Here is a 23,091-nt window from a genome sequence, read left to right on the forward strand (position 1 = left end):
CACCGGGTCGTCCGGTGCCGCATGCATACGCTCTACTTTCCCTCACGACTATGGCCACAAAGAAACCGGATGCTCCGGTCCCGATCACGCCTGCGGATGAAGCCGATGAAGAGCGGCTTGCCCACCTGGTGAAGGATGCCGCCCGGGCCTATATCCGGGCGCTGCAGCTGCGCCTGGCGGAACATTCGGTTTCGTATGGCCACTGGACCATCCTGCGTATCCTGTGGCGCCATGACGGCGTGTCGCAGCGAGAGCTGAGCGAACGCGCCGGGGTGACCGAGCCGACGACGTTTGCAGCAGTCAAGGCGCTGGAGGCGCTGGGCTACGTGGAACGCACGCATCTTCCCGGCAACAAGAAGAAGGTGCATGTGTTCCTGAGCAAGACCGGACGCGCGCTGCGCCGCAAGCTTGAACCGCTGGCGACCGAGGTGAATGAACTCAGCGTGGAAGGGCTGAGCGAAGAGGATGTGCTGACCACGCGCCGCGTGCTGATCACGATTGCGAAGCGGCTGGTCGCCGACGAAGCCGCGTCGGCGGAACATGGCCGGCGGGTCCCGTCCACACAGGAGGTGGGGCGCCTGCTCTCGGACCTGTAGACGACCCGCAACGGAAAAGACCCTCGCCGGGCGAGACCGGCAAGGGTGAATGCCTTGGGTAGAAGGCGTGAATCGGTTAGAGCGATCAGGGGGCTGGTCCCCCCGGTGTCAGGCTTCGTCGAGCCCGATGTCGACGGCAGGGGCGGACTGGGTGATCTTGCTCGTGGAGATATAGTCCACGCCCGTTTCCGCCACGGCCCGGATCGTTTCCAGGCGGATGCCGCCTGATGCCTCGACCTTGGTCCGGCCATTGACGATCTGCACGGCTTCCTTCATGTCGGGCACCGACATGTTGTCCAGCATGATCACGTCGACACCGGCTGCCAGTGCTTCGTGCACCTGTTCCAGCCGGTCGCATTCCACTTCCAGCTTGGTCAGCACGGGCAGCTTGCGGCGCACGCGTGCCACGGCGGCAGCGATGCTGCCGCATACGGCGATGTGGTTGTCCTTGATCATCACGCCGTTGTCCAGGCTCAGCCGGTGGTTCAGGCCGCCGCCGCAGGTCACCGCATGCTTTTCCAGCGCGCGCAGGCCCGGCGTGGTCTTGCGGCTGTCGATCAGGCGCGCCTTGGTATGGGCAATAGCCTGGGCATAGGTTGCCGTATGGTTGGCGATGCCGCACAGCCGCTGCATGATGTTAAGAGCGGTGCGCTCGGCCGTCAGGACGCTGCGTGCATTGCCGCTCACGTTAAGCAGCACCGCGCCTTTTTCAACCTTGTCGCCATCGGCGACGCGCACATCGACCGACAGCGTCGGATCGTAGCGCGCGAAGATGCGTGCCCCCACGTCGATGCCGGCGATAAGCATCGGCTCGCGGGCGTTCATGCAGAAGGTGCCGGTCTCTCCCGGTTCAATCATGGTCTGGACGGTCAAGTCGCAGATGCCGATGTCTTCGGTCAGCCAGAGGTCGATCAGCTTGTCGGTAGCGAAAATGTCGTACATGAAGGGCTCCTGAACGGTGGTTGCGGTACCTCAAAAATCTTAGAGATCGAAGTACATGGCGCAATACTAGCCCTTCCATGCGCCATGTCAAGTAATATTCGAGATCTAAGATAAGACGCAAACCTACCGCGCAAACTGCCCCAGCACCGTCCCGACTGCCTCCAGCCCCGCCTCGATCATGTGCTGCATGTAGGTGCCCATCTGCGGCATCACCAGCATCAGCACCAGCAGGCCGCCGGACAGCGTGACCGGGAAGCCGACCGCAAAGATCGACAGTTGCGGCGAGGCGCGGTTCAGGATGCCCATCGCCAGGTTCAGCGTCAGCAGCGCCGCGATCATCGGCAGCGCCAGCAGCAGTCCGGACGAGAACACCATGCCGCCGGCGCGGGCCACGGCCATGGCGCCGCCGGCGGACAGCGGCGTGCCGCCGATGGGCAGGCCGTTGAAGCTGTCGACCAGCGCGCCCAGCATCAGCAGGTGGCCGTCCAGCGCCAGGAACAGCAGCATCGCGATCAGGTTCAGGAAGCGCGACAGCACCATGGTCTGGCCGCCGGCGGCGCGGTCGAAGAACGAGGCAAAGGACAGGCCCATCTGCAGGCCGATGATTTCGCCGGCTTGCTGCACGGTGGCAAAGACCAGCCGCATGGCGAAGCCGGTGGCCAGGCCGATGCCGACTTCGTTGAGGATGATCATCAGCCCCCCGAAGGAGTACACCGGCACCACTGGCAGCTGCGCGATGGTGGGCGACACCACCATCGCGATCATCGCGGACAGCGCGATCTTGGCGCGGCGCGGGATGGTGGACTCACCGAACAGCGGCGCGGTGCCGATCAGGGCCAGGATGCGGAAGAAGGGCCACAGGAACGCCGCGAGCCAGCTGTAGAGCTGGGCTGAGGTGAATTCGACCACGGCGGGGAGTCAGGGGCGGAAGGGCGGGGGGACTGGCCAGCGTCAGTGCGCCAGCGCGGGAATGCTCTGGAACACCCCGCGCATGTAGTCGACCATGGAATTGATCATCCACGGCCCGGCCAGCACCATGGTGGCGAACAGCGCGATCAGCTTGGGGATGAAGCTCAGCGTCATCTCGTTGATCTGCGTCGCGGCCTGGAACAGGCTCACCACCAGGCCGGCGGCCAGCGCCACCAGCAGCAGCGGGGCGGCCAGCAGCAGGGTCATCTTCATTGCCTGGGTGGCGATGGTCATTACGGTCTCGGGTGTCATGGCTCGGACTCTGCGGTGGGTGGCGGGCGCTGGGGCCGCCTCAGTTCATGAAGCTCTGCGCCAGCGAACCCAGCAGCAGCTGCCAGCCGTCGACCAGCACGAACAGCATCAGCTTGAACGGCAGCGAGATGGTGGCCGGCGGCACCATCATCATCCCCATCGCCATCAGCACGCTGGCGACGACCAGGTCGATGATCAGGAACGGGATGAAGATGGTGAAGCCGATCTGGAACGCGGTCTTCAGCTCGCTGGTGACGAAGGCCGGCACCAGGATGCTGAGCGGCACTTCCTCGGGGCCCTGCATTTCAGGCGCCTTGGCCATCTGCGCGAACATGGCCAGGTCCTTCTCGCGGGTCTGGCGCAGCATGAAGGCCTTGAGCGGCTCCGCGGCCTTGGCCGCGGCGGCCTCCAGGCTGATCTTGTTTTCCGACAGCGGCTTGTAGGCGTCGTTGTAGACGCGGTCGAACACCGGTGCCATCACGAAGAAGGTCAGGAACAGCGACAGGCCCACCAGCACCTGGTTGGGCGGCGAGGTGGCGGTGCCCAGTGCGCTGCGCAGCAGGCCCAGCACGATAATGATGCGGGTGAAGCCGGTCATCAGCAGCATCGCTGCCGGCAGGAACGACAGCGAGGTCAGCAGCACCAGCGTCTGCACCGGCAGCGACCAGATCTGGCCGCCGCCCGGGGCGGGCTTGCTGATGACGCCGGGCAGTGCCTGGGCCCAGGCCGGCGCGGGCGCCAGCGCGGCAATGGCCAGCATCAGCGCGAGCAGGGACAGCAGCGGGCCCGGCAGCGGGCGCCGCAGCGCGGCACGCGGGGAATTCATGACTTGAAGTGATTTTGCATCGAACGCAGCAGCTTTTCGGCAAAGGTGCCGCCACCCGGCTGTTGCGAAGGGCCTGCACCGCCGGTGGCGGCGAGGGGATTGGCTGCGGTGGTGCCCGCAGGCAGGGTATGCAGCGGCCGGATTTCGCCGGGGCTCACGCCCAGCACCAGCCAGGTATCGCCCACTTCCACCAGCACCAGGCGCTGGCGTGCGCCGAGCATGGTGCTGCCGACCACCTTCATCGCGCCGCCGGTGGCGTGACGGACCAGGCCGGCACGCCGGGCCACCCAGGCCATGCCCAGGATCAGCGCGACGATGGCGAACAGCCCCAGCCCGGCCTGCGCCAGGCTGGCCGCGCCGCTGATGGCCGGCGCGTGCGTGCCGTCGGCGGCCATGGCGGCCCCCGGCAGCGCCGCAAGCACGGCCAGGCTGGCGCGCGTCTGCATGCTCATTTGTTCAGCTTGCGGATGCGCTCGGACGGCGTGATGATGTCCGTCAGGCGGATGCCGAACTTGTCGTTTACCACCACCACCTCGCCCTGCGCGATCAGGTAGCCGTTGACCAGCACGTCCATCGGCTCGCCGGCCAGGCCGTCCAGCTCCACCACCGAGCCCTGCGCCAGCTGCAGCAGGTTCTTGATGGGCACCTTGGTGCGGCCCAGTTCCACGGTCAGTTGCACCGGGATATCGAGAATCATCTCGATATCGTTGCGGAAGCCGCTCGGCGCTTCCTTCGCCAGCGGCTGGAACACGGTGGCGGCGGCCGGAGTGGCCGCGGGTTGGGCCGCCGGTGCGGCGGCTGCGGGGATCCCGGCGGATGTGGCGCTGGTCTGCTCGGCCAGCGCGCTGGCCCAGTCGTCCATCGGATCGACGGGCTTGTCCTCGATGCCGTCACTCATAATCGCTGTCCTCGGTGTCCAGGTGGGAATCGCCGTCCTGGTGATTGATCATTCGTTCTACCCGCAGCGCGTACTGGCCGTTCATCGTGCCGAAGCCGCATTGCATGACGGGCACGCCGTCCACCTTGCCGAACACCTTCTCCGGCAGCTCGATCGGCAGCACGTCGCCGGCGCGCATCGCCAGCACTTCGGCCACGGTGCTCTGCAGGTGCGCGAACTCGGCCACCAGCTCCACCTCGGCCGCGCGCAGCTGCGTGGACAGTTGCGTGACCCAGCCCTTGTCGACTTCCTTCTCGTCCTGCAGCGGATTCATCAGCAGGTCCTTGAGCGGCTCGATCATCGCGTACGGCAGGCACACGTGGAGCTGCCCGCCGACGGCGCCCAGTTCGATATGGAAGGCGGTGGTCACCACGGCCTCGTTATGGGTGGCGACGTTGGCAAACTTGGGGTGCATCTCCGAGCGGATGTACTCGGTCTCGATCGGGTGCACGGTGCGCCAGGCGTTGCCGTAGCTGGCCAGCGTCAGCTCCAGCATGCGCTGGATGATGCGCTGCTCGGTCTGGGTGAAGTCGCGGCCTTCCACGCGGGTGTGGAAGCGGCCGTCGCCGCCGAACAGGTTGTCCACCACCAGAAACACCAGGTTCGGGTCGTAGACGAACAGCGCCGTGCCGCGCAGCGGCTTCAGGTGGACCAGGTTCAGGTTGGTCGGCATCGGCAGGTTGCGCGCGAAGTCGCCGAACTTTTCGATCCTGATGCTGCCCACGGTGATGTCCGCGCCGCGGCGGATGAAATTGAACAGCGCCGTGCGCATCGAGCGCGCAAAGCGCTCGTTGATGATTTCCAGCGTGTGCAGGCGGCCGCGGATGATGCGTTCCTGCGTGGCCAGGTTGTAGGGGCGCACACCGCCCTCGTCGAGCGCAGGCTCGCTGGCCTTGGGCGTATCGGCTTCGCCGGATACGCCCTTGAGCAGCTCGTCGACCTCGTCTTGCGAGAGGAACTTGTCGTAGGCCATCTAGTGTCCTGCCCCTTGTGCGGCGTTATGGATGAATCCGGTGCGGCCCTGGCTTGCGCTTACTGCACCACGAAAGAGGTGAAGAGCACGTCCAGCACCCGCTGCGCCGGCAGGCCGCTGGCAAACGGCTTGCTGATGGTGTCGCGGATGTCGTCGGCCAGCTTGCGCTTGCCTTCGACGGTGGCCAGGTCGGCCGGCTGCCTGGCCGACAGCAGCAGCAGGATGCGGCTGCGTGCCTCGGGCAGGTACTGGGCCAGGCGAGCCTGGGTCTCGGCATCGGCCACCTTCAGCGACAGGCCGGTGTGCAGGAAGCGGTCGCCGTCGTCGCTGCGCAGGTTGACGGTGAACGCGTCCAGCGGCACGAAGATCGGCGGCGGCACGACCGGGGCGGCGGGCGCGGCGGGCGCCGCCGGCTGGCGGTTGCTCAGCACGCTGCCCAGCACGAAGCCTCCGGCGCCCAGTGCCACCACCAGCACGCCGGCGCCGATCAGCAGCAGCCGGCCGCGCTTGCCTGTGTTGCCAGTCCGGGGAGGGGAAGCCGTGTTCGCCATGAGAAGCCTGTATCGGAATGCCTGCCATTCTTCCGGAATCGCAGGCCAGCAAAGGGCCGAAAAAAAGGGGGAAACCCTTTCAGCTTGGCCATTTGAGCGGAAAGGGAGCAGGCACGGCAAGCGTCCTGCTTCGTAGATAGGTTGTCGAAATGAAATGGTTCGGTTGGTCGTCAGGCTAGGCGCGAGGAGGCGCCATAGCCATAGCTATGGCAACGACGAGCAACGACGCATGGCGGCCGACCGGGCTATTTCATGACAAGCTATCTGCGAAGCAGGGCGCTAAAGCGAGCGGGCGCTGCGAGATACGCGCCTGCAGGCTGGTTAACGCTTGATGGCGTGTGAACTTGAGTGCTGGTGCGAGTTGCCGCGATTCCTGGCCGGGCCGCCGGGCAGGTTGCGGGAGTGCCGCCATGCATTCCCTACTACGCTAGTCGGGTAGTGATTCATGTGGGTTCGCAGATAACTCGGCTTCCAACGCATTGATTTGCATGATATTTTTATTTTTTACTCTTATATAAGATATAAGACATTTGACCAGGGGGCGTCTTCAGACTACAATCGCGACGTAACGAGATTTTCTAAACCTAATTACTCAGCAGGTTCCCATGCTTGAAAACTATCGCGCACATGTGGCCGAGCGCGCCGCGCTTGGCATCCCCCCTCTGCCCCTGACCGCCAAGCAGACGGCCGAGCTGGTCGAACTGCTGAAGAACCCGCCCGCCGGTGAAGAGCAGACCCTGGTGGATCTGATCACCTACCGCGTGCCGGCCGGTGTGGATGACGCCGCCAAGGTCAAGGCCTCGTACCTGGCCGCCGTGGCGCTGGGCAAGGAAAAGTGCGCGCTGATCTCGCGCGCCAAGGCGACCGAGCTGCTGGGCACCATGCTGGGCGGCTACAACATCTCGCCGCTGATCGAGCTGCTGGACGATGCCGAAGTCGGCACCGTCGCCGCCGAAGCGCTGAAGAAGACCCTGCTGATGTTCGACGCCTTCCACGACGTGAAGGAAAAGGCCGACCAGGGCAATGCCAACGCCAAGGCCGTGCTGCAAAGCTGGGCCGACGCCGAGTGGTTCACCAGCCGTCCGGAAGTGCCGCAAAGCCTGACCATCACCGTGTTCAAGGTGCCGGGCGAAACCAACACCGACGACCTGTCGCCGGCTCCGGACGCCACCACCCGCCCGGACATCCCGATGCACGCGCTGGCGATGCTGAAGAACAAGCGCGAAGGCGCTGCGTTCCAGCCGGAAGAAGACGGCAAGCGCGGCCCGGTCAAGTTCATTGAATCGCTGAAGGAAAAGGGCCACCTGGTCGCCTACGTGGGCGACGTGGTCGGTACCGGCTCCAGCCGCAAGTCCGCCACCAACTCGGTGCTGTGGTTCACCGGCGAAGACATCCCGTTCATCCCGAACAAGCGCTTCGGCGGCGTGTGCCTGGGCAACAAGATCGCCCCGATCTTCTACAACACCATGGAAGACGCCGGCGCGCTGCCGATCGAGCTGGACGTGTCGAAGATGGAAATGGGCGACGTGGTCGAACTGCGCCCGTATGAAGGCAAGGCCCTGAAGGACGGCGCAGTGATCGCCGAGTTCAAGGTCAAGTCCGACGTGCTGTTCGATGAAGTCCGCGCTGGCGGCCGTATTCCCCTGATCGTCGGCCGTGGCCTGACCGCCAAGGCGCGCGAAGCGCTGGGCCTGGCCCCGTCGACGCTGTTCCGCCTGCCGCAGAACCCGGCCGATACCGGCAAGGGCTTCACGCTGGCGCAGAAGATGGTCGGCCGCGCCTGCGGCCTGCCTGAAGGCAAGGGCATCCGCCCGGGCACCTACTGCGAACCGAAGATGACTTCGGTTGGCTCGCAGGACACCACCGGCCCGATGACCCGCGACGAGTTGAAGGACCTGGCCTGCCTGGGCTTCTCGGCCGACCTGGTGATGCAGTCGTTCTGCCACACCGCCGCCTACCCGAAGCCGGTCGACGTCAAGACCCACCACACGCTGCCCGAGTTCATCAGCACGCGCGGCGGCATCTCGCTGCGCCCGGGCGACGGCGTGATCCACTCGTGGCTGAACCGCATGCTGCTGCCCGACACCGTCGGCACCGGCGGCGATTCGCACACCCGCTTCCCGATCGGCATCAGCTTCCCCGCAGGTTCGGGCCTGGTGGCCTTTGCCGCCGCCACCGGCGTGATGCCGCTGGACATGCCGGAATCGGTGCTGGTCCGCTTCAAGGGCAAGATGCAGCCCGGCGTTACGCTGCGCGACCTGGTCAACGCGATTCCGCTGTACGCGATCAAGCAAGGCCTGCTGACCGTGGCCAAGCAAGGCAAGAAGAACATCTTCTCGGGCCGCGTCCTGGAAATCGAAGGCCTGCCCGACCTGAAGGTCGAGCAAGCATTCGAGCTGTCGGATGCATCGGCTGAGCGCTCGGCCGCCGGTTGCACGGTGCGCCTGAACAAGGACCCGATCATCGAATACATCAACAGCAACATCACGCTGCTGAAGTGGATGATCGCCCAGGGCTACCAGGACCCGCGCAGCCTGCAGCGCCGCATCAAGGCCATGGAAGCGTGGCTGGCCGATCCCAGGCTGCTGGAGCCGGACGCCGACGCCGAGTACGCCGCCGTGATCGAGATCGACCTGGCCGACGTGCATGAGCCGATCGTGGCCTGCCCGAACGACCCGGACGACGTCAAGACGCTGTCCGAGGTGGCCGGCGCCAAGATCGACGAAGTGTTCATCGGTTCGTGCATGACCAACATCGGCCACTTCCGCGCAGCTTCCAAGCTGCTGGAAGGCAAGCGCGACATCCCGGTCAAGCTGTGGGTGGCTCCGCCGACCAAGATGGACCAGAAGCAGCTGACCGAGGAAGGCCACTACGGCGTGTTCGGCACCGCCGGTGCCCGCACCGAAATGCCGGGCTGCTCGCTGTGCATGGGCAACCAGGCACAGGTGCGCGAAGGCGCCACGGTGATGTCGACCAGCACGCGTAACTTCCCGAACCGCCTGGGCAAGAACACCAACGTGTACCTGGGTTCCGCCGAACTGGCGGCGATCTGCTCGCGCCTGGGCCGCATTCCGACCAAGGAAGAGTACATGGCCGACATGGGCGTGCTCAACGCCAATGGCGACAAGATCTACAAGTACATGAACTTCGACCAGATCGAGGACTTCAAGGAAGTGGCCGACGGCGTGACGGTGTAAGCTGCCCAGTCAGGCTGACATGAAGAAGGGGCCCCGCTTGCGGGGCCCCTTTTGTATTTGGCTTTTGTCGGCTTGACGGGTGGCATACGCCACCACCACCACTGAATCACCGCTGGGGTGCTCCCTCTCCCCATGAGGGGAGAGGGAGAACACCTTGCTCAGGCTAGTTCGGGCGGCTTTGGAGCACCCAGCGGAATCCCCTGACGCGCGGCGTACGCCACCACCTCCGCGGTATTGTGCAGGTCGAGCTTGCGCATCAGGTTCTCGCGGTGCTTGCGCGCAGTCAGCGGGCTGATGTCGAGTTGCGCGGCAATGTCGCCGGCGGTGGCGCCGCGCGCGATCAGCATCAGGATCTGCAGTTCGCGCCGGGTGAGCGTGGCAATGCCGTCCGGTGCCGCGGTGGCCGGTGCAGTGGCGCGCGCGGCCACGAAGTTGCGGCCCTCGCGCAGGGCCATGAGCGCGGGCACCAGTTCGCTGATATCGCCGCTCTTGACTAGGTAGCCATTGGCGCCCGCATCGATCGCCGCGTGGGCCATGCCCGCGCCCGCGCTGCCGGTCAGCACCAGGATGCGCAGCGCGGGATGCCTGGTGCGCAGGCGTTCCACGAAGGCCAGGCCATCGACGCCGGGCATGCCCAGGTCCATCACCAGCAGGTCGGTCGGTACCCGTTCCAGGAGCCCCAGCAGTTGCGCGCCATCTGCTGCCGCGCCCGCCAGCACCAGGTTGCCGACGCCGGACAGCACCTGCTTGAGGCCCTCCAGCACGATGGCATGGTCATCGGCGAGGGCCACGCGGGTCGGGACGGGAAAGCGGCTCATCGCGGCAGGTGCATCGGTGGCGAATGGGAAAGGGAAGGTGGTATAAAACGGCAGCCCGTCAGTCCGGCAGCTGCAGGTGGCCTGCTGAATGCCCCAATGAACCGGCGGCCGGCTGGATTATAGCGTTGCACGCCCAACCTGCCCCACGGCCTATCTAGCATGCGCAAGCTCCCGTTGTCCTGTTGCCGTACCGTTTCCTGCCGCCCGCAGCGGGCGCTCGCATCATGACGGCCACAGGCACCGGATTGCCGCCGGCCTGGCAGCCCGGCGATGTGCCGGCGGCGATGGTGGACCTGCTCTACCGCCAGTCCAACGCGGTCCTGTTTGCCAACTTCGTCATTGCGCTGCCGGTGGTCTACGTGCTGCGTCCCAGCGTGCCGCTGCCCATGCTGGCCGGCTGGATGGCCGCGGTGTACCTGCTGACCACGCTGCGCATCGGCCTGTCGTGGCGCTACTTCCGGCGCGACGGCAGCACGCCGCCGCAGGCGTGGGCGCGCCGCTTCATGGTGCTGTCCTGGCTGTCCAGCCTGCTGTGGGGCGCCGTGGGCTCTGCCATCCTGCTGCCGCCCGAACCGCAGCTGGTGGCGTTCTGCTGCATCGTGCTGGCCGGCATGTCCAGTGGCGCGATCCCGTCGCTGTCGGCGCATCCGGCCACCTACCGCGGTTCAGTCGCGGCCATGCTGCTGCCGTTCACCATCTATTGCCTGGTGCAGCAGGGGCCGGTGTATGGCGTCTACGCGGGCTTTGCCGCGTGCCTGCTGTGCGTCAACATCTACTACAGCCAGGTCACCTATCGCGCGCTGCGCGATGGCGTGACACTGCGCTTCGAGAACGTCGCGCTGATCGGCGAGCTTGAGCGCGAGCGCGACCGCGCCACCGCCGCGGACCGGGCCAAGACGCGCTTCCTGGCGGCCGCCGGGCACGACCTGCGCCAGCCGGTGTATGCCATCGGCCTGCAGGCGGCATCGCTGCTGACACTGGGCGAGCGCGGCGACGTGGCAGGCAGCCAGGCGCATGCCATCGGCCACCGGCTGCAAGCCACGCTGGCGCGCATGGACAACCTGCTCGACGGCCTGCTCGACGCCTCGCGCCTGGATGCCGGCGTGATGCCGGTGCGCCGCCAGCCGCTGCAGCTGGCGCGGCTGCTGGCCGAGCTGCGCGACGAGTACGCCGAGCAGGCGTGCCAGCGCGGCAGCGTGCTGCGGGTGGTGCCGGCGCGCGCGTGGATCGACAGCGATCCGGACCTGCTCAAGCGCATCCTCGACAACCTGGTGGCCAATGCGCTGCGCCATGCGCCGCGTGCCAGCATCCTGGTGGGCGCGCGGCGCCGCGGCGATGCCATGGAGATCCAGGTGATCGACACCGGCCCGGGCATCGCCGCGGCCCAGCAGTCGCGCGTGTTCGACGAATACGCCCAGGTGCCGGGCCTTGCCACGGCAGGCGACGACCAGGCGGGCGCAAAGGGACTGGGCCTGGGCCTGGCGATCGTGCGGCGCCTGGCGGCGCTGCTTGGCCACCAGGTGGGCCTGCGTTCCGCACCGGGGCGCGGCTGCGTGTTCTCGGTGCGCGTGCCGCTGGCTGCCGCCGCGGCACAGGTGCATCCAGCCACCCCCGCCATTCCCGCGGCCGCTGGCGAGCCGCTCTGCGTGATGCTGGTCGACGACGACGCGCAGGTGCTGGGCGCGCTCACCGAACTGCTGATGCTCTGGGGCCATGTGGTCTACGGCGGGCGCACCGTTGCCGCAGTGCGCGCTGCGTACCGCGCCGCCAGCCAGGACGGGCCCGCCCCGGTCCACCTGATCCTGGCCGACTACCGGCTGGCCGAAGGCCTGACCGGCATCGCCGCGGTCGGCATGCTGCGCGCCAGCCTGGGCCGCGCGGTGCCGGCGCTGATCGTCACCGGCGACACCGCGCCAGACCGGCTGCAGGCGCTGCATGACAGCGGCTTCCCGGTGTTGCACAAGCCGATCCTGGGCGAGGCCTTGCGCGCGGCCCTGCAGCGCGCGGTGCAGCCGGCCGAGGCCGCCTGAGGCCCTGCGCTGCATGCATGGCAGGAGCGGTTTATGATCGGGTTTTTCCGTTGTCCGGCGCCTTCTTGCGCAGTGCGCAAGCGCCTGAACCAGGAGCCAGTGTGCCCGATCTGTCCGCTTTCCCCATCACCCGCAAATGGCCGGCGCAGCATCCCGACCGCATCCAGCTGTATTCCCTGCCCACGCCCAACGGGGTCAAGGTGTCGATCATGCTGGAGGAGACCGGCCTGCCGTATGAACCGCACCTGGTGCGCTTCGACGCCAACGACCAGATGTCGCCGGAGTTCCTGTCGCTGAGCCCGAACAACAAGATTCCCGCCATCCTCGATCCCAACGGCCCGGGCGGCAAGCCGCTGGCGCTGTTCGAATCGGGCGCGATCCTGCTTTACCTGGCCGACAAGTCGGGCCAGCTGATCCCGGCCGACCCCGCGCGCCGCTATGAAACCATCCAGTGGGTGATGTTCCAGATGGGCGGCATCGGGCCGATGTTCGGGCAGGTGGGCTTTTTCCACAAGTTCGCCGGCAAGGAGTACGAGGACAAGCGCCCGCGCGACCGCTACGTGGCCGAAAGCCGGCGCCTGCTGAATGTGCTGAACCAGCGGCTGGAAGGGCGCGACTGGATCATGGGCGACGCCTACACCATTGCCGATATCGCTACCTTCCCGTGGGTGCGCAACCTGCTTGGCTTCTATGAGGCGGGCGAACTGGTTGGCATCCAGGACTTCCCGCATGTCAGGCGCGTGCTGGAGGCGTTCGTGAAGCGCCCGGCGGTGGTGAAGGGGCTCGATACGCCGCACCGCGGCTGAGGCAGCCTGCGGCGTGCACGCCGCGGGCGTGGGCATCGTCCTACACGGGGGCCTCCCCGGCGCCTACAGAGGGGCGGGCGGCGCGCATCCTATAGTCCAGGAACAGGCGCGCCGCCCCGCGTTGCCTGAGGAGCCCGGACCATGCCGATGCCCACCACCTTTTCCCTGTTGCGTGTCGTTCTTCTGGCGGGCGCCACCGCTGCGCTCGCCGCCTGCGGTGAAACGGCCAAGCTGCCTTCCGAAGCGGGCTTTGGCCCCACGCCGCAGCTGCCGCCACCCAACCAGACCGCGATCCCCACCGTCAAGATCGCGCCGGCCATCGGCTGGGCCGCGGGCCAGCGCCCGGTGCCGGCCGCAGGCATGGCGGTGACGGCCTTCGCCGACAAGCTGGACCATCCGCGCTGGGTCTATGTGCTGCCCAACGGCGACGTGCTGGTGGCCGAGAGCAATGCCCCGCCCAAGCCCGACGACGGCAAGGGCTTCCGCGGCTGGATCATGAAGAAGGTGATGAAGCGCGCGGGTGCCGGCACCCCCAGCGCCAACCGCATCACGCTGCTGCGCGACACCAACGGCGACGGCGTGGCCGACCAGCGCTCGGTGTTCCTGAAGGACCTGAACTCGCCGTTCGGCATGGCCCTGGTCGGCAACGACTTCTACGTGGCTGCCACCGACGCGGTGCTGCGCTTCCCGTACCAGCCCGGACAGACCCAGATCACGGCCGCGCCCCAGAAGGTGGTGGACCTGCCCGGCGGGCCGCTCAACCATCACTGGACCAAGAGCCTGATCGCCAGCCGCGATGGCAGCAAGCTGTACGTGACGGTGGGCTCCAACAGCAACGTGGGCGAGCACGGCATGGACAAGGAGGTCGGCCGCGCCGCCATCTGGGAGGTCGACCCGAAGGCCGGCACGCACCGGATCTTTGCCAGCGGCCTGCGCAATCCCAACGGCATGGCGTGGGAACCGGTCACCGGCATGCTCTGGACCGCCGTCAACGAGCGCGATGAAATCGGCAGCGACCTGGTGCCGGACTATATCACCTCGGTGCGCGACGGCGGCTTCTATGGCTGGCCCTACAGCTACTACGGCCAGCATGTCGACGCACGCGTGAAGCCGCCGGCGCCGGACCTGGTGGCCAGGGCCATTGTGCCGGACTATGCCGTGGGGGCGCACACCGCGTCGCTCGGGCTGGCCGCCGCCGGCGGCAACAGCCTGCCGGCGCGCTTCAGCGAAGGCATGTTCGTGGGCCTGCACGGTTCGTGGAACCGCAGGCCGCTGGCGGGCTACAAGGTGATCTTCGTGCCGTTCAGCAAGGGCCGGCCCAACGGCGCGCCGTTCGACGTGCTGACCGGTTTTCTCGATGAGGACGGCAACGCGCGCGGGCGGCCGGTGGGCGTGGCGATCGACAAGCAAGGCGGTTTGCTGGTGGCCGACGATGTCGGCAATACCGTGTGGCGGGTCAGCGGCGCGAAGTAGGCGGACCAGGGCGCGGCAGCGGCGGCACCGCACCGCTAGAATGACGGCGTCCCCACACGCCGGGCCCGCTGCCGTCCATGTCTCTCACGGTCTTCGCTGTCGTCCTGCTCGCCGCGTTCCTGCATGCCGCCTGGAACGCGGTGGTCAAGGGCGGCGGCGACAAGATGCTGTCGACGGTGATGGTGGCGGTGAGCGCCGGACTGATGGGCGCCGTGGCGCTGCCGGCGTTGCCGCAGCCGGCGCCGGCGAGCTGGCCGTTCATCGCCGCGTCAGTGGGCGTGCACGTGGTGTATTTCGCGCTGGTGGCACGCATCTACCACACCGCGGACATGAGCCAGACCTACCCCCTGATGCGCGGCACCGCGCCGCTGCTGGTGGCGGTGGCCAGCGTGGGCTGGCTGGGCGAGCACCTGTCGGCGCTGGCGTGGAGCGGCATCGCCGTGATCAGCCTGGGCATCCTGGCCATGGCGGGTGGCGCCCGCGGTGCCCCTGGCAGCCGTGAGGGCATGTGGCTGGCGCTGCTGAACGCAGTGGTGATCGCCGCCTATACGCTGATCGACGGCACCGGCGTGCGCCGCTCCGGCGCGCCGGTAGCGTATGCGTTCTGGATCTTCGTGCTGACCGCGGTGCCGCTGGCGGCGTGGGCGCTGGTGGCGCGCCGGCCGGCACTGGGCGGCTATGTGCGGCGCAACCTGGTGTTCGCGCTGGTGGGCGGCGGCGGCACGCTGGCGTCCTACGGGCTGTCGCTGTGGGCGATGACACGCGCGCCGGTGGCCCCGCTAGCCGCCCTGCGTGAGTCCTCGATCCTGTTCGGCGCGCTGATCTCCGGGCTGCTGCTCAAGGAGCGCGTGGGCGCCGCCCGCCTGGGCGCGGCCTGCCTGATCGCCGCCGGCGTGGCCACACTGCGCTTTGCCTGAGGGCACGTCTGGGTGCCGGTCTGAATGCCTGGCCGCTGCGCGCCGCCGGCGCTGTCTATACTTGGTTTTACCGGGGTCAGAGGCGGAGGGGCACTGTGTCCGCGCAAACCGGCAGCCTGGCATCGACGCCGAGGAGAGGGCATGGACCACACCGCAGATTCGTTTCGGGCCTTTGAGCTGGCTGGCTGGGAAGATCCCGAGGTCGTCAGCCAGTACCAGGAGCATCTGTCGCATGTGACCCGGCAATCGGTCGAGTCCCTGCTTGACGAGGCCCATGTGGCCAGCGGGCTGCGCGTGCTGGATGTGGCCACCGGCTCTGGCCATGTCGCGGCGGGGGCGGTGCGGCGCGGTGCCGAATCCGTCGGCATCGATTTCTCGCTGGCGCAGGTGCAGCTGGCGCGCAAGCTCCATCCGGATGTTCATTACGAGCAGGCCGATGCGCAGGCGCTGCCGTTCGGCGATGCCAGCTTCGATGCCGTGGTCAATGGCTTCGGCATGTGCCACCTGTCCGACCCCGATACCGCGCTGGCCGAGGCCTTCCGCGTGCTGCGCCCGGGCGGGCGCATTGCCTTCACCGTGTGGGACACGCCCGAGCGCGCGGTCGGTTTCGGCGCGGTCTATGCCGCGATCCGCGCCTACGGCTCGATGGAGGTCGATATCCCCGTGGGGCCGAACTTCTTCCTGTTCAGCGATCCGGGCCATTGCCGCACCGCGTTGCAGCAGGCCGGCTTTGTCTCGCCCACCTGCCGCAACGTGCCGCAGGTATGGCGCTTCTCCACGCCCGACCAGCTGTTCGATGCGCTGGCCCAGGGCACCGTGCGCGCCGCCGCCACGCTGCGCGCGCAGACCCCCAAGGCCCGCGACGAGATCCGCGCCGTGCTGCGCGGCACCGTCGCCGCTTACATGCGCGGCAGCGGCTTCGAGGTGCCGATGCCGGCAGTGCTGGCGGCAGCGGTCAAGCCCTGAGGGCGGGGCTGTTGGACGGGCCCCGTCTTGTTTTTGCCACTGCAGTGTCTCCCTTGCGCAACATTTGAAGGGGCAGGGGAATTCCGAGCCGCCTTAAGTGATAAAACGGTGATTGCCTATCGCACCAGGCAGTGACCAGGGTTTGCCGTGTCCCTACGCCCGGCTACCGCGCGGAGTGTCCATTGATGAAGCGCAGACAGGTGATCTGGCAGGTAAATTGCACGAAGCTTGCCGAGCCCTATTTTCTCGGGCACCTGATTTGGTCGTGGCCGAGTTTCTCCGTACCTCTGCGTTCTGCCTGTCGACCGGCGCTACGGCAAGCCCCCTTTTAAGCGGGTTTTCGCCGCTAGGAAACGATGCCAGAATGTATGCGGGGTAAATTACATCCGCATGGGGTTGTAATAAGAACAAGGAGAAAGAGACGTGGACTTTATCGATGAAGTAAGAGCACTCGCATCTCGCGTTGCTGCGGCGAAGGATATGTTGCAGACCGAAGAAGCAACCAAGAATGCCATGGTAATGCCATTCATTCATCTTCTTGGCTACAACGTTTTTGACCCGCTGGAGGTCACACCGGAACTCATCGCCGATGTCGGAACCAAGAAGGGCGAGAAGGTTGACTATGCAATCCTCAGGGATGGGAAGCCAATCATGCTCTTTGAATGCAAGAAGAGCGGTGGAGATCTCCATATTAATCATGCAAGCCAGCTCTTTCGGTACTTCCATGTTACGGAGGCTCGGTTCGGCGTCCTGACAAACGGTCTTACTTACCGCTTCTTCACGGACCTTGAAAAACCAAACAAGATGGATGAGAAGCCGTTCTTCGAATTCAGTATCCTGGATTTTAGGGATCAGGATGTAGAAGAGCTTAAGAAGTTTGCCAAGTCAAATTTTGACCTTGAAAACATTCTTACAACTGCGAACCATCTTAAGTACACCCGTGCGATCAAGAATACCCTCGGCGAGTGGATGTCCAATCCGCCGGAAGAGTTTGTCCGAATGGTGTCTGCCGATTTTCTGGCGGGGAAGCAGTTTAGGGCGGCGGTTAAAGATCAGTTCACGCAGATCACTAAGCATGCTTTTCAACAATTAATTGCCGATAAGATCAACGAACGCCTGAAGGGTGCCATGACGCCGGAGCCGTCATTGACACCGGTGCGTGACGCTGAACTGGCCGCTACGGAGCTCTCCGCAGTCAGTGAACCATCGGTCGTCGAGATGGAGGCATTCCAGATCATCAGAGCAATCTTGCGGCCCATCGTGGCTCCTGCGCGTGTCGCAATACGGGACGCTGCCAGCTACTGCGCGATTCTGTTCGACGACAATAATCGCAGGCCGATCTGCCGGCTACGGTTCAACAACGAATCTCGGCTGGTCATTGGCCTCTTTGATGAAAACAAGGAAGAAGAGCGCATTCCGCTGAAGAGTCTTGATGACATCTTCGACCACTCCGACCGGCTACAGGCATGCGTCAGCTCATATCTTCAACCATCCGAAGGATGAAGATCTGAACACTCGGTGCCGGCTGCCGCTGTTGTACGCGGGGCCCGCTTTCCCAAACCGGCGAGGCGGTGGAATCGGCCACGCTAGGGCACCGCGGTCGGGCAAGCGCGGCCTACGTGGATGCTTCTGGTCGGTCATCCGCCCTGACGGGAAACCCTGTGCGACAGGGGGTGTTGGGTAGCGACAGACATCCCTGCCGCCAGCGTCGGCCTGGCCCCACCATCCCATTCCCGGAAAGTGCCGTAATCCACGCCGCAACCAGCCTTGTGGCGGTGGCACGGTCATTGCGCAACGGACAGCGAGCGCGGCGCCGCGGCTCGTTGTGCCACCAGCCAGCAATGGCTTGCCGGAGAATCCCGATGTACACCCGACCCCAATGCCAGACAGGGCAGGCCGCGCCGCGCCCATCCGCAATCCTGCACCGCTCGCGCCAGGCCATGGCGCTGCTGCGTGTGCTGGGCTTATGCATCAACAGTGTCGCCTGCGCCCAGTCCGAAGCGCCGCAGGCTGCAGCGCCTGCCGTGCAGGCCGTGACGCCGGAACAGAAGTTTGCGCCCGGATACCTGGAGGCCGTTGCCACCGGTTATGACAATGGGTTGGCCTTGCGGGAGCCGGAAGGCCTCGCGCCGCTGAGGCCGCCGCGCGAGGCGCGCAGCGCGCCGGCGGCAGGCGCCGTGCCGGTTGCCATGCCAGCGGCGGTGCGGCCGCAGCCGGCGCGCTGACCTGGCGGGGCTCCCGGGAGCAGGGTGGCGAAACAAGTGGCGCAGTGCGGGCCTTTAGCGCCTGACCTGTTCCTGTTCGTCCCGCCCTGCCGACATGAAGTCGTTCGGGAAGGCTGGGTACTTGAGTTCAGCCTTGGGGTGACGCGGTCCAGTCTTCGATGCGCAGGCCCGGATACGTCGCAAAGTCGCGCACGTTGCGCGTGACCACTGTCAGATCCTCCGCAATGGCATGGGCGGCAATCAGCTTGTCCATGACATCTGCCTTGCGTTCGCGCGTGGCGGCACGAATCGGGCCGTAGGCGCGCGCGGCTTCGGCGTTCAGCGGCAGCACTGGGACCCGCGCGACCAGCCCTTGCAACGCGCGCCGCGCACCCTCCGGATTGCCAGAGACGGTTACACCGTATTCGAGTTCGGCCAGGGTAATCGCAGACAGCACCACATCGCCCTCGAAGCATTGAGCAAAGCGTTCGGCTACCTGGGGCGGCTGGTGCTTCATCAGGTAGATGCACATGTTGGTGTCGAACATATACCTGGCCATCAGAATCCCTCCCGCTCAGCCTGCTCCTGGTCGCCGCGGCCTTGTGCCATGAAGTCGGCCGGGAACGCGGCGAAGGCGTCGAGCAGGCCTGTCAGGCGCTGTCGCACGGGGCGGATCCGCAACTCATCGCCGATCCGCTCGATTTCCAGCTGCATATCGGTGTCGGGGTAGGCCAGTTCCGCGGGAATGCGCACCGCTTGGGAGTTTCCGTTACGGAAGATCCGGGTGAAAGGCATTGTGGTTTCCATGTACATCCTTGTATGTACGAGCATAGCACCATCTAATCAGAAGTACATCTGCGTGTGTACGTCCATAATTCTCAATCTCGTCTGTCATTACCTACAATTCGTCACACTGGTAATTCCCCGCCCATGGACATCGATCTCGCCCGCACCTTCCTGCAAGTCGTCCGCACCGGCAGCCTGCTGGCCGCGGCCGACAAGCTGCATGTCACCCAGACCGCCGTGACCGCGCGCATCAAGAGCCTGGAATCGCAGCTCAACTGCCGCCTGTTCGAGCGCAACAAGGCGGGCGCACGGCTGACGCCCGATGGTCAGCGCTTTCTCGGCTACGCCAGCCAGCTGGTGCAGACCTGGGAGGCGGCCTGCCGCGAGCTGCCGTTGCCGGCCGGGCTGGCCAGCCTGTTTCGTTTCGGCACGGAAATCAGCTTGGGCAGTCCGCTGGTGCTGCTGTGGACCACGCGCCTGCGCCAGCTGATGCCGGCGCAGGCGGTGCGGGCGGAGGTGGGGGAAGGGGCGGAGCTGCAGCGCAAGCTGCAGTCAGGCACGCTGGATGCGGCGCTGGTCTACCAGCCGGAGTACGCGCCCGGCATGCATGTCGAGGCGCTGATGGAAGAGAAGCTGATCCTGATCCGCTCAACGCAGCGCGACGGCGGCTATGTCTATGTCGACTGGGGACCGGAATTCCGCCGCCAGCATGACAGCGCGCTGCCGGAGCATGCGCGCGCCTCGCTGTACTTCAACCTGGGGCCGCTGGCGCTGCAGTACATCCTGCAGTTCGGTGGCAGCGGGTATTTCCGGACACGCGTGGTGCAAAGCTACCTGGACAGCGGGGTGCTGGCGCGCGTGGAAGGCGCGTCAGAGTTCTCTTATCCGGTATTCCTTGTCTGCGCCAGGACCCCCGCAGGGGCGTCGCAGGATGCCGTGCGCATCCTGCGTGACATCGTGAGCGAAGAATCCGACTGGTCGCAGCGCTGGGACTTCCCGCAATAGCGCAAAGCGGTCAGATCCGGACCGGCACCAGTTGGCCCATCGGGCCGGGCACGGCCACCAGGCGCCATTGCCGCACGCGCCTCACCCGGCGGCCGCGCCCGCCGCCGCGCGGCGGGCGCGGTTCCAGCCCGGCAAAGCGGCCATGCCGCTGCGCGCGTTCGAACACCGGCTCGGGCACCCGCGTCCCGATCAGCCAGGTGACGGTGCCTCCCAGTGCCACCAGTGCCAGCGCCAGGGCAATCCAGAGGACGGCTTCCATGTTCCCCGCTCCATCGAATAGGTATCTGTGCTTCCAGTATTGTGCAAAGCGTTCCGGCGGGTAAATGAAAGTTATTTCCACTTCATATCAATAAAATTGCATTCAAGCCGGCTTCTCCTTCAAACCTGGCCGTTCGGCTGCGGGAGGAAAAATCATCCTTTCCGACGAATCTCATAGACGCTGCACGGCAGACACTCAGCCGGTCACTCTCAAAAACACCAGGAGACCCCGCATGCAACGCCTGATCTTCGAAGCCGAACACGACGCCTTCCGCGAATCCGCCCGCCGCTTCTACCAGCGCGAGGTGGGGCCGCACGGCGAGCGCTGGCGCGAACAGGGCTGTGTGGACCGCGAAGTGTTCCGCAAGGCCGGCGAGCAGGGCTACCTGCTGATGTGGGCTGACGAGAAATACGGCGGCGCCGGCGTGGAGGACTTCCGCTATGAGCAGATCCTGATCGAGGAAAACGCGCGCCACGGCGACTCGGGCTTCTTCGGCACGCTGCACTCGCGGCTGGTGGCGCCGTATATCGGCCGCATCGGCAACGAGGAACAACGCCAGCGCCTGCTGCCGGCGGCCGCGCGCGGCGAGTCGATCTTTGCCATTGCCATGACCGAGCCGCAGGCGGGCTCCGACCTGGCCGGCATGCGCACGCGTGCCGAGGACCATGGCGACCACTGGGTGCTGAACGGCGCCAAGACCTATATCTCGAACGGCCAGCTGGCCGACTACGTGGTGGTGGTCGCGCGCACCGATCCGGAGCGCAGCCATGGCCTTGGCCTCTTTATCGTCGAGCGCGGCATGCCCGGCTTCGAGCGCGGGCGCAAGCTGCGCAAGATGGGCCTGCACTCGCAGGACACCTCGGAGCTGTTCTTCGACAACGTCAAGGTGCCCAAGGCCAACGTGCTGGGCGAGCCCGGCCAGGGCTTCCGCTACCTGACGCGCCACCTGGCCGAAGAGCGGCTGATTGGCGCCTGCGGCTACATGGCGTCGGCGCAGGTGGCGTTCGACCTCACGCTGGACTATGTCAGGGAGCGCAAGGCCTTCGGCCGGGCCATCGGCACGTTCCAGAACTCGCGCTTCAAGCTGGCCGAGCTGCGGGCACAGCTGGATGCGCTGCAGACCTTCGTCGACCAATGCGTGCTGCAGCACAACGCCGGCACGCTGACCGTGGAGACGGCGGCGTCGGCCAAGCTGCTCACGTCGGAACTGCAGGGGCGCATGGTCGACGAGGGCGTGCAGCTGCACGGTGGCGCCGGCTATATGGAGGAGTACCGCATCTGCCGCATGTACACCGACGCGCGCATCTCGCGCATCTACGCCGGCAGCAGCGAGATCATGAAGGAGATCATCGGCCGCAGCCTGGGGCTGGATGACCGCGTGAAGGGGTAACCCGCCTGGCAGTGCAGACGGCACGGCCGGCAACGGCCGTGCCGTTTTTCATGGTTTTCCGATTGGCTAGGGTTTTCGCGCAGTTAAAGGCTTTTGTCAGCTTTATGAAAGCCGCTTGTAATGCGATTCGGTTTGAATGCGTGCGGGAGATCGTGTCCGGTGGCGTCTGATGCACCAGGACAGCAGGCGAGGGCGCACCAGGACAGCCACGCTTCGCGGCCGCATTGGCGGGATCAGGGTCGGATGAATATTTGCCGCCCTGGTGCACCGTTCGGCGAGCACGGTCGTTTACCGCAGACCGTTGTCGAACCGAGCCTGACTGACCGTGCCTTTTGTCTTTTCCCGAATTGCCGTAGGTGCCCTGCTGCTACTGGGGGTTCTGGCCCGGCCCGCGGCAGTCCTTGCCGCCGAAGGCCCCGCCGATCCGCTTCCTTCCGCTGATTCCGCAGATGCTGCCGGTCCTTGCGTGCCGCCGCCGGCGGGCGCGACGCTGACCCTGGCGCAGGCGCGCCTGGACGCACTGCGCTGCAACCGCGACATCATCGCCGCCCGCCGCGGCGTCGAAGCCAGCCAGGCGGACATACAGATCGCTTCGCAGCGGCCCAACCCGGTGCTGAGCCTGGGCGTGACCAACATCAACCCGCATGCCGGCATCGGCTCGGGCAACCTGCGCAGCAAGACCGTGGATTCCACCCTGCGCGTGGACCAGCTGATCGAGACCGCCAACAAGGGCGGCCTGCGCGTGGACGCCGCGCGCAAGGCCAGCGCGGCCGCCGGCGAAGTGGTGCAGGCGGTGGTGGCGCAGCAGAGCGCCGCGGCGGAGCAGGCTTTTTATGACGCGGTGGTCAGCCAGGAGCGCGTGGCGGTGCTCAAGGAGATGCTGGCGCTCTACGACCGCACGCGCCAGGCCAGCGAGACCCGCCTGAAGGCCGGCGACGTCTCGCGCGCCGACGTGACCAAGCTGCAGCTTGACGCGCTGCGCGCGCAGAGCGACATGCGCCAGGCCATGACCGACCACGCGCGCGACAAGGCCCAGCTGGCGCAGGCCATGGGCGTGCCCGGCACGCTTGCCGGCAACCGGCTGGTGCCGGACTGGCCGCCGCTGGATACCCCCGTGCCGCAGGTCGATCCCGACACATTGCAGCGCCGCCCCGACGTGACTGCCGCCGAGGCCCGCCTGGCCGCCGCCGCCGC

General features: G+C 66.3%; 24 protein-coding genes. 12 read left to right on the forward strand and 12 right to left on the reverse strand.

Annotated features, from left to right (window positions below; translation table 11 throughout):
• Positions 1-50: 50 nt before the first annotated feature.
• Positions 51-596, forward strand: a complete 546-nt coding sequence (locus AC3WLF_RS25660; RefSeq protein WP_035816290.1) for a MarR family winged helix-turn-helix transcriptional regulator — start codon at positions 51-53, stop codon at positions 594-596.
• A 108-nt stretch (positions 597-704) separates the two neighbouring features.
• Here AC3WLF_RS25660 and nadC read toward each other — a convergent pair whose 3' ends face one another.
• The 8 genes from nadC to fliL form a co-directional block, all read right to left on the reverse strand.
• Complete coding sequence (gene nadC / locus AC3WLF_RS25665) at positions 705-1,538, reverse strand: carboxylating nicotinate-nucleotide diphosphorylase (protein ID WP_492320691.1); 834 nt, start codon at positions 1,536-1,538, stop codon at positions 705-707.
• 123 nt (positions 1,539-1,661) lie between these two features.
• A complete protein-coding gene (fliR, locus tag AC3WLF_RS25670) occupies positions 1,662-2,447 on the reverse strand; it encodes a flagellar biosynthetic protein FliR (RefSeq protein ID WP_492320692.1) in 786 nt (261 codons plus the stop codon).
• A 42-nt stretch (positions 2,448-2,489) separates the two neighbouring features.
• Positions 2,490-2,759, reverse strand: coding sequence for a flagellar biosynthesis protein FliQ (fliQ, locus tag AC3WLF_RS25675; protein WP_492320693.1), 270 nt, complete (start codon positions 2,757-2,759; stop codon positions 2,490-2,492).
• 40 nt (positions 2,760-2,799) lie between these two features.
• Positions 2,800-3,585 carry a flagellar type III secretion system pore protein FliP gene (gene fliP / locus AC3WLF_RS25680; protein ID WP_010810397.1) on the reverse strand — a complete coding sequence of 262 codons (786 nt, stop codon included), beginning with the start codon at positions 3,583-3,585 and terminating at the stop codon, positions 2,800-2,802.
• A complete protein-coding gene (gene fliO / locus AC3WLF_RS25685) occupies positions 3,582-4,037 on the reverse strand; it encodes a flagellar biosynthetic protein FliO (protein WP_492320694.1) in 456 nt (151 codons plus the stop codon). Before fliO ends, fliP begins: the two co-directional genes overlap by 4 nt.
• Positions 4,034-4,483 carry a flagellar motor switch protein FliN gene (fliN, locus tag AC3WLF_RS25690; protein WP_010810395.1) on the reverse strand — a complete coding sequence of 150 codons (450 nt, stop codon included), beginning with the start codon at positions 4,481-4,483 and terminating at the stop codon, positions 4,034-4,036. The genes fliO and fliN overlap by 4 nt, the downstream gene beginning before the upstream one ends.
• Positions 4,476-5,495: a flagellar motor switch protein FliM gene (gene fliM / locus AC3WLF_RS25695; protein WP_010810394.1), complete on the reverse strand. Its 1,020-nt coding sequence runs from the start codon at positions 5,493-5,495 to the stop codon at positions 4,476-4,478. Before fliM ends, fliN begins: the two co-directional genes overlap by 8 nt.
• 59 nt (positions 5,496-5,554) lie before the next feature.
• Entirely contained in the window at positions 5,555-6,046 is a 492-nt protein-coding gene (gene fliL / locus AC3WLF_RS25700; protein ID WP_011616679.1) for a flagellar basal body-associated protein FliL, read from the reverse strand.
• Positions 6,047-6,651: 605 nt separating this feature from the next.
• Between fliL and acnB the strand changes: the two genes are divergently transcribed.
• Positions 6,652-9,243: a bifunctional aconitate hydratase 2/2-methylisocitrate dehydratase gene (acnB, locus tag AC3WLF_RS25705; RefSeq protein ID WP_492356982.1), complete on the forward strand. Its 2,592-nt coding sequence runs from the start codon at positions 6,652-6,654 to the stop codon at positions 9,241-9,243.
• Between the two features lie 158 nt (positions 9,244-9,401).
• On the opposite strand, the gene AC3WLF_RS25710 is transcribed toward acnB, so the two are convergent.
• Positions 9,402-10,061, reverse strand: coding sequence for a response regulator (locus tag AC3WLF_RS25710; RefSeq protein WP_492359002.1), 660 nt, complete (start codon positions 10,059-10,061; stop codon positions 9,402-9,404).
• A gap of 224 nt (positions 10,062-10,285) precedes the next feature.
• Between AC3WLF_RS25710 and AC3WLF_RS25715 the strand changes: the two genes are divergently transcribed.
• The 7 genes from AC3WLF_RS25715 to AC3WLF_RS25745 all read left to right on the forward strand — a co-directional run bounded on the left by AC3WLF_RS25715 (position 10,286) and on the right by AC3WLF_RS25745 (position 18,478).
• Complete coding sequence (locus AC3WLF_RS25715; RefSeq protein WP_492357426.1) at positions 10,286-12,091, forward strand: hybrid sensor histidine kinase/response regulator; 1,806 nt, start codon at positions 10,286-10,288, stop codon at positions 12,089-12,091.
• A 101-nt stretch (positions 12,092-12,192) separates the two neighbouring features.
• Positions 12,193-12,897, forward strand: a complete 705-nt coding sequence (locus tag AC3WLF_RS25720; RefSeq protein WP_492352028.1) for a glutathione S-transferase N-terminal domain-containing protein — start codon at positions 12,193-12,195, stop codon at positions 12,895-12,897.
• A 141-nt stretch (positions 12,898-13,038) separates the two neighbouring features.
• Positions 13,039-14,370 (forward strand): PQQ-dependent sugar dehydrogenase, encoded by a 1,332-nt coding sequence (locus AC3WLF_RS25725; protein WP_492357425.1) that lies wholly within the window; start codon positions 13,039-13,041, stop codon positions 14,368-14,370.
• Between the two features lie 77 nt (positions 14,371-14,447).
• On the forward strand, positions 14,448-15,287 hold the full coding sequence (locus AC3WLF_RS25730) for an EamA family transporter (protein WP_492359003.1): 840 nt from the start codon (positions 14,448-14,450) through the stop codon (positions 15,285-15,287).
• A gap of 141 nt (positions 15,288-15,428) precedes the next feature.
• Positions 15,429-16,253 (forward strand): class I SAM-dependent methyltransferase, encoded by an 825-nt coding sequence (locus tag AC3WLF_RS25735; RefSeq protein ID WP_492320700.1) that lies wholly within the window; start codon positions 15,429-15,431, stop codon positions 16,251-16,253.
• Between the two features lie 423 nt (positions 16,254-16,676).
• Complete coding sequence (locus AC3WLF_RS25740) at positions 16,677-17,756, forward strand: type I restriction endonuclease (RefSeq protein WP_492320701.1); 1,080 nt, start codon at positions 16,677-16,679, stop codon at positions 17,754-17,756.
• Between the two features lie 359 nt (positions 17,757-18,115).
• On the forward strand, positions 18,116-18,478 hold the full coding sequence (locus AC3WLF_RS25745) for a hypothetical protein (protein WP_492352030.1): 363 nt from the start codon (positions 18,116-18,118) through the stop codon (positions 18,476-18,478).
• A gap of 127 nt (positions 18,479-18,605) precedes the next feature.
• On the opposite strand, the gene AC3WLF_RS25750 is transcribed toward AC3WLF_RS25745, so the two are convergent.
• Together AC3WLF_RS25750 and vapB are read right to left on the reverse strand one after the other, a co-directional pair.
• Positions 18,606-19,016 carry a type II toxin-antitoxin system VapC family toxin gene (locus tag AC3WLF_RS25750; RefSeq protein WP_492320703.1) on the reverse strand — a complete coding sequence of 137 codons (411 nt, stop codon included), beginning with the start codon at positions 19,014-19,016 and terminating at the stop codon, positions 18,606-18,608.
• Entirely contained in the window at positions 19,016-19,264 is a 249-nt protein-coding gene (gene vapB / locus AC3WLF_RS25755) for a type II toxin-antitoxin system VapB family antitoxin (RefSeq protein WP_011616683.1), read from the reverse strand. Before vapB ends, AC3WLF_RS25750 begins: the two co-directional genes overlap by 1 nt.
• A gap of 123 nt (positions 19,265-19,387) precedes the next feature.
• Between vapB and AC3WLF_RS25760 the strand changes: the two genes are divergently transcribed.
• The gene (locus AC3WLF_RS25760) at positions 19,388-20,248 is read left to right on the forward strand and encodes a LysR family transcriptional regulator (RefSeq protein WP_492359004.1); all 861 of its coding nucleotides are present in this window, start codon (positions 19,388-19,390) and stop codon (positions 20,246-20,248) included.
• A 10-nt stretch (positions 20,249-20,258) separates the two neighbouring features.
• On the opposite strand, the gene AC3WLF_RS25765 is transcribed toward AC3WLF_RS25760, so the two are convergent.
• Positions 20,259-20,507, reverse strand: a complete 249-nt coding sequence (locus tag AC3WLF_RS25765; protein WP_492340463.1) for a hypothetical protein — start codon at positions 20,505-20,507, stop codon at positions 20,259-20,261.
• Between the two features lie 232 nt (positions 20,508-20,739).
• Here AC3WLF_RS25765 and AC3WLF_RS25770 point away from each other — a divergent pair, with 232 nt between their 5' ends.
• The gene (locus tag AC3WLF_RS25770) at positions 20,740-21,897 is read left to right on the forward strand and encodes an acyl-CoA dehydrogenase family protein (RefSeq protein WP_492359005.1); all 1,158 of its coding nucleotides are present in this window, start codon (positions 20,740-20,742) and stop codon (positions 21,895-21,897) included.
• A gap of 325 nt (positions 21,898-22,222) precedes the next feature.
• Positions 22,223-23,091, forward strand: an 869-nt coding sequence (locus AC3WLF_RS25775; RefSeq protein WP_492359006.1) for a TolC family protein, incomplete at its 3' end; no start/stop codon positions are given.

The sequence above is a fragment of the Cupriavidus sp. FW306-01-F10A genome (assembly GCF_058782785.1).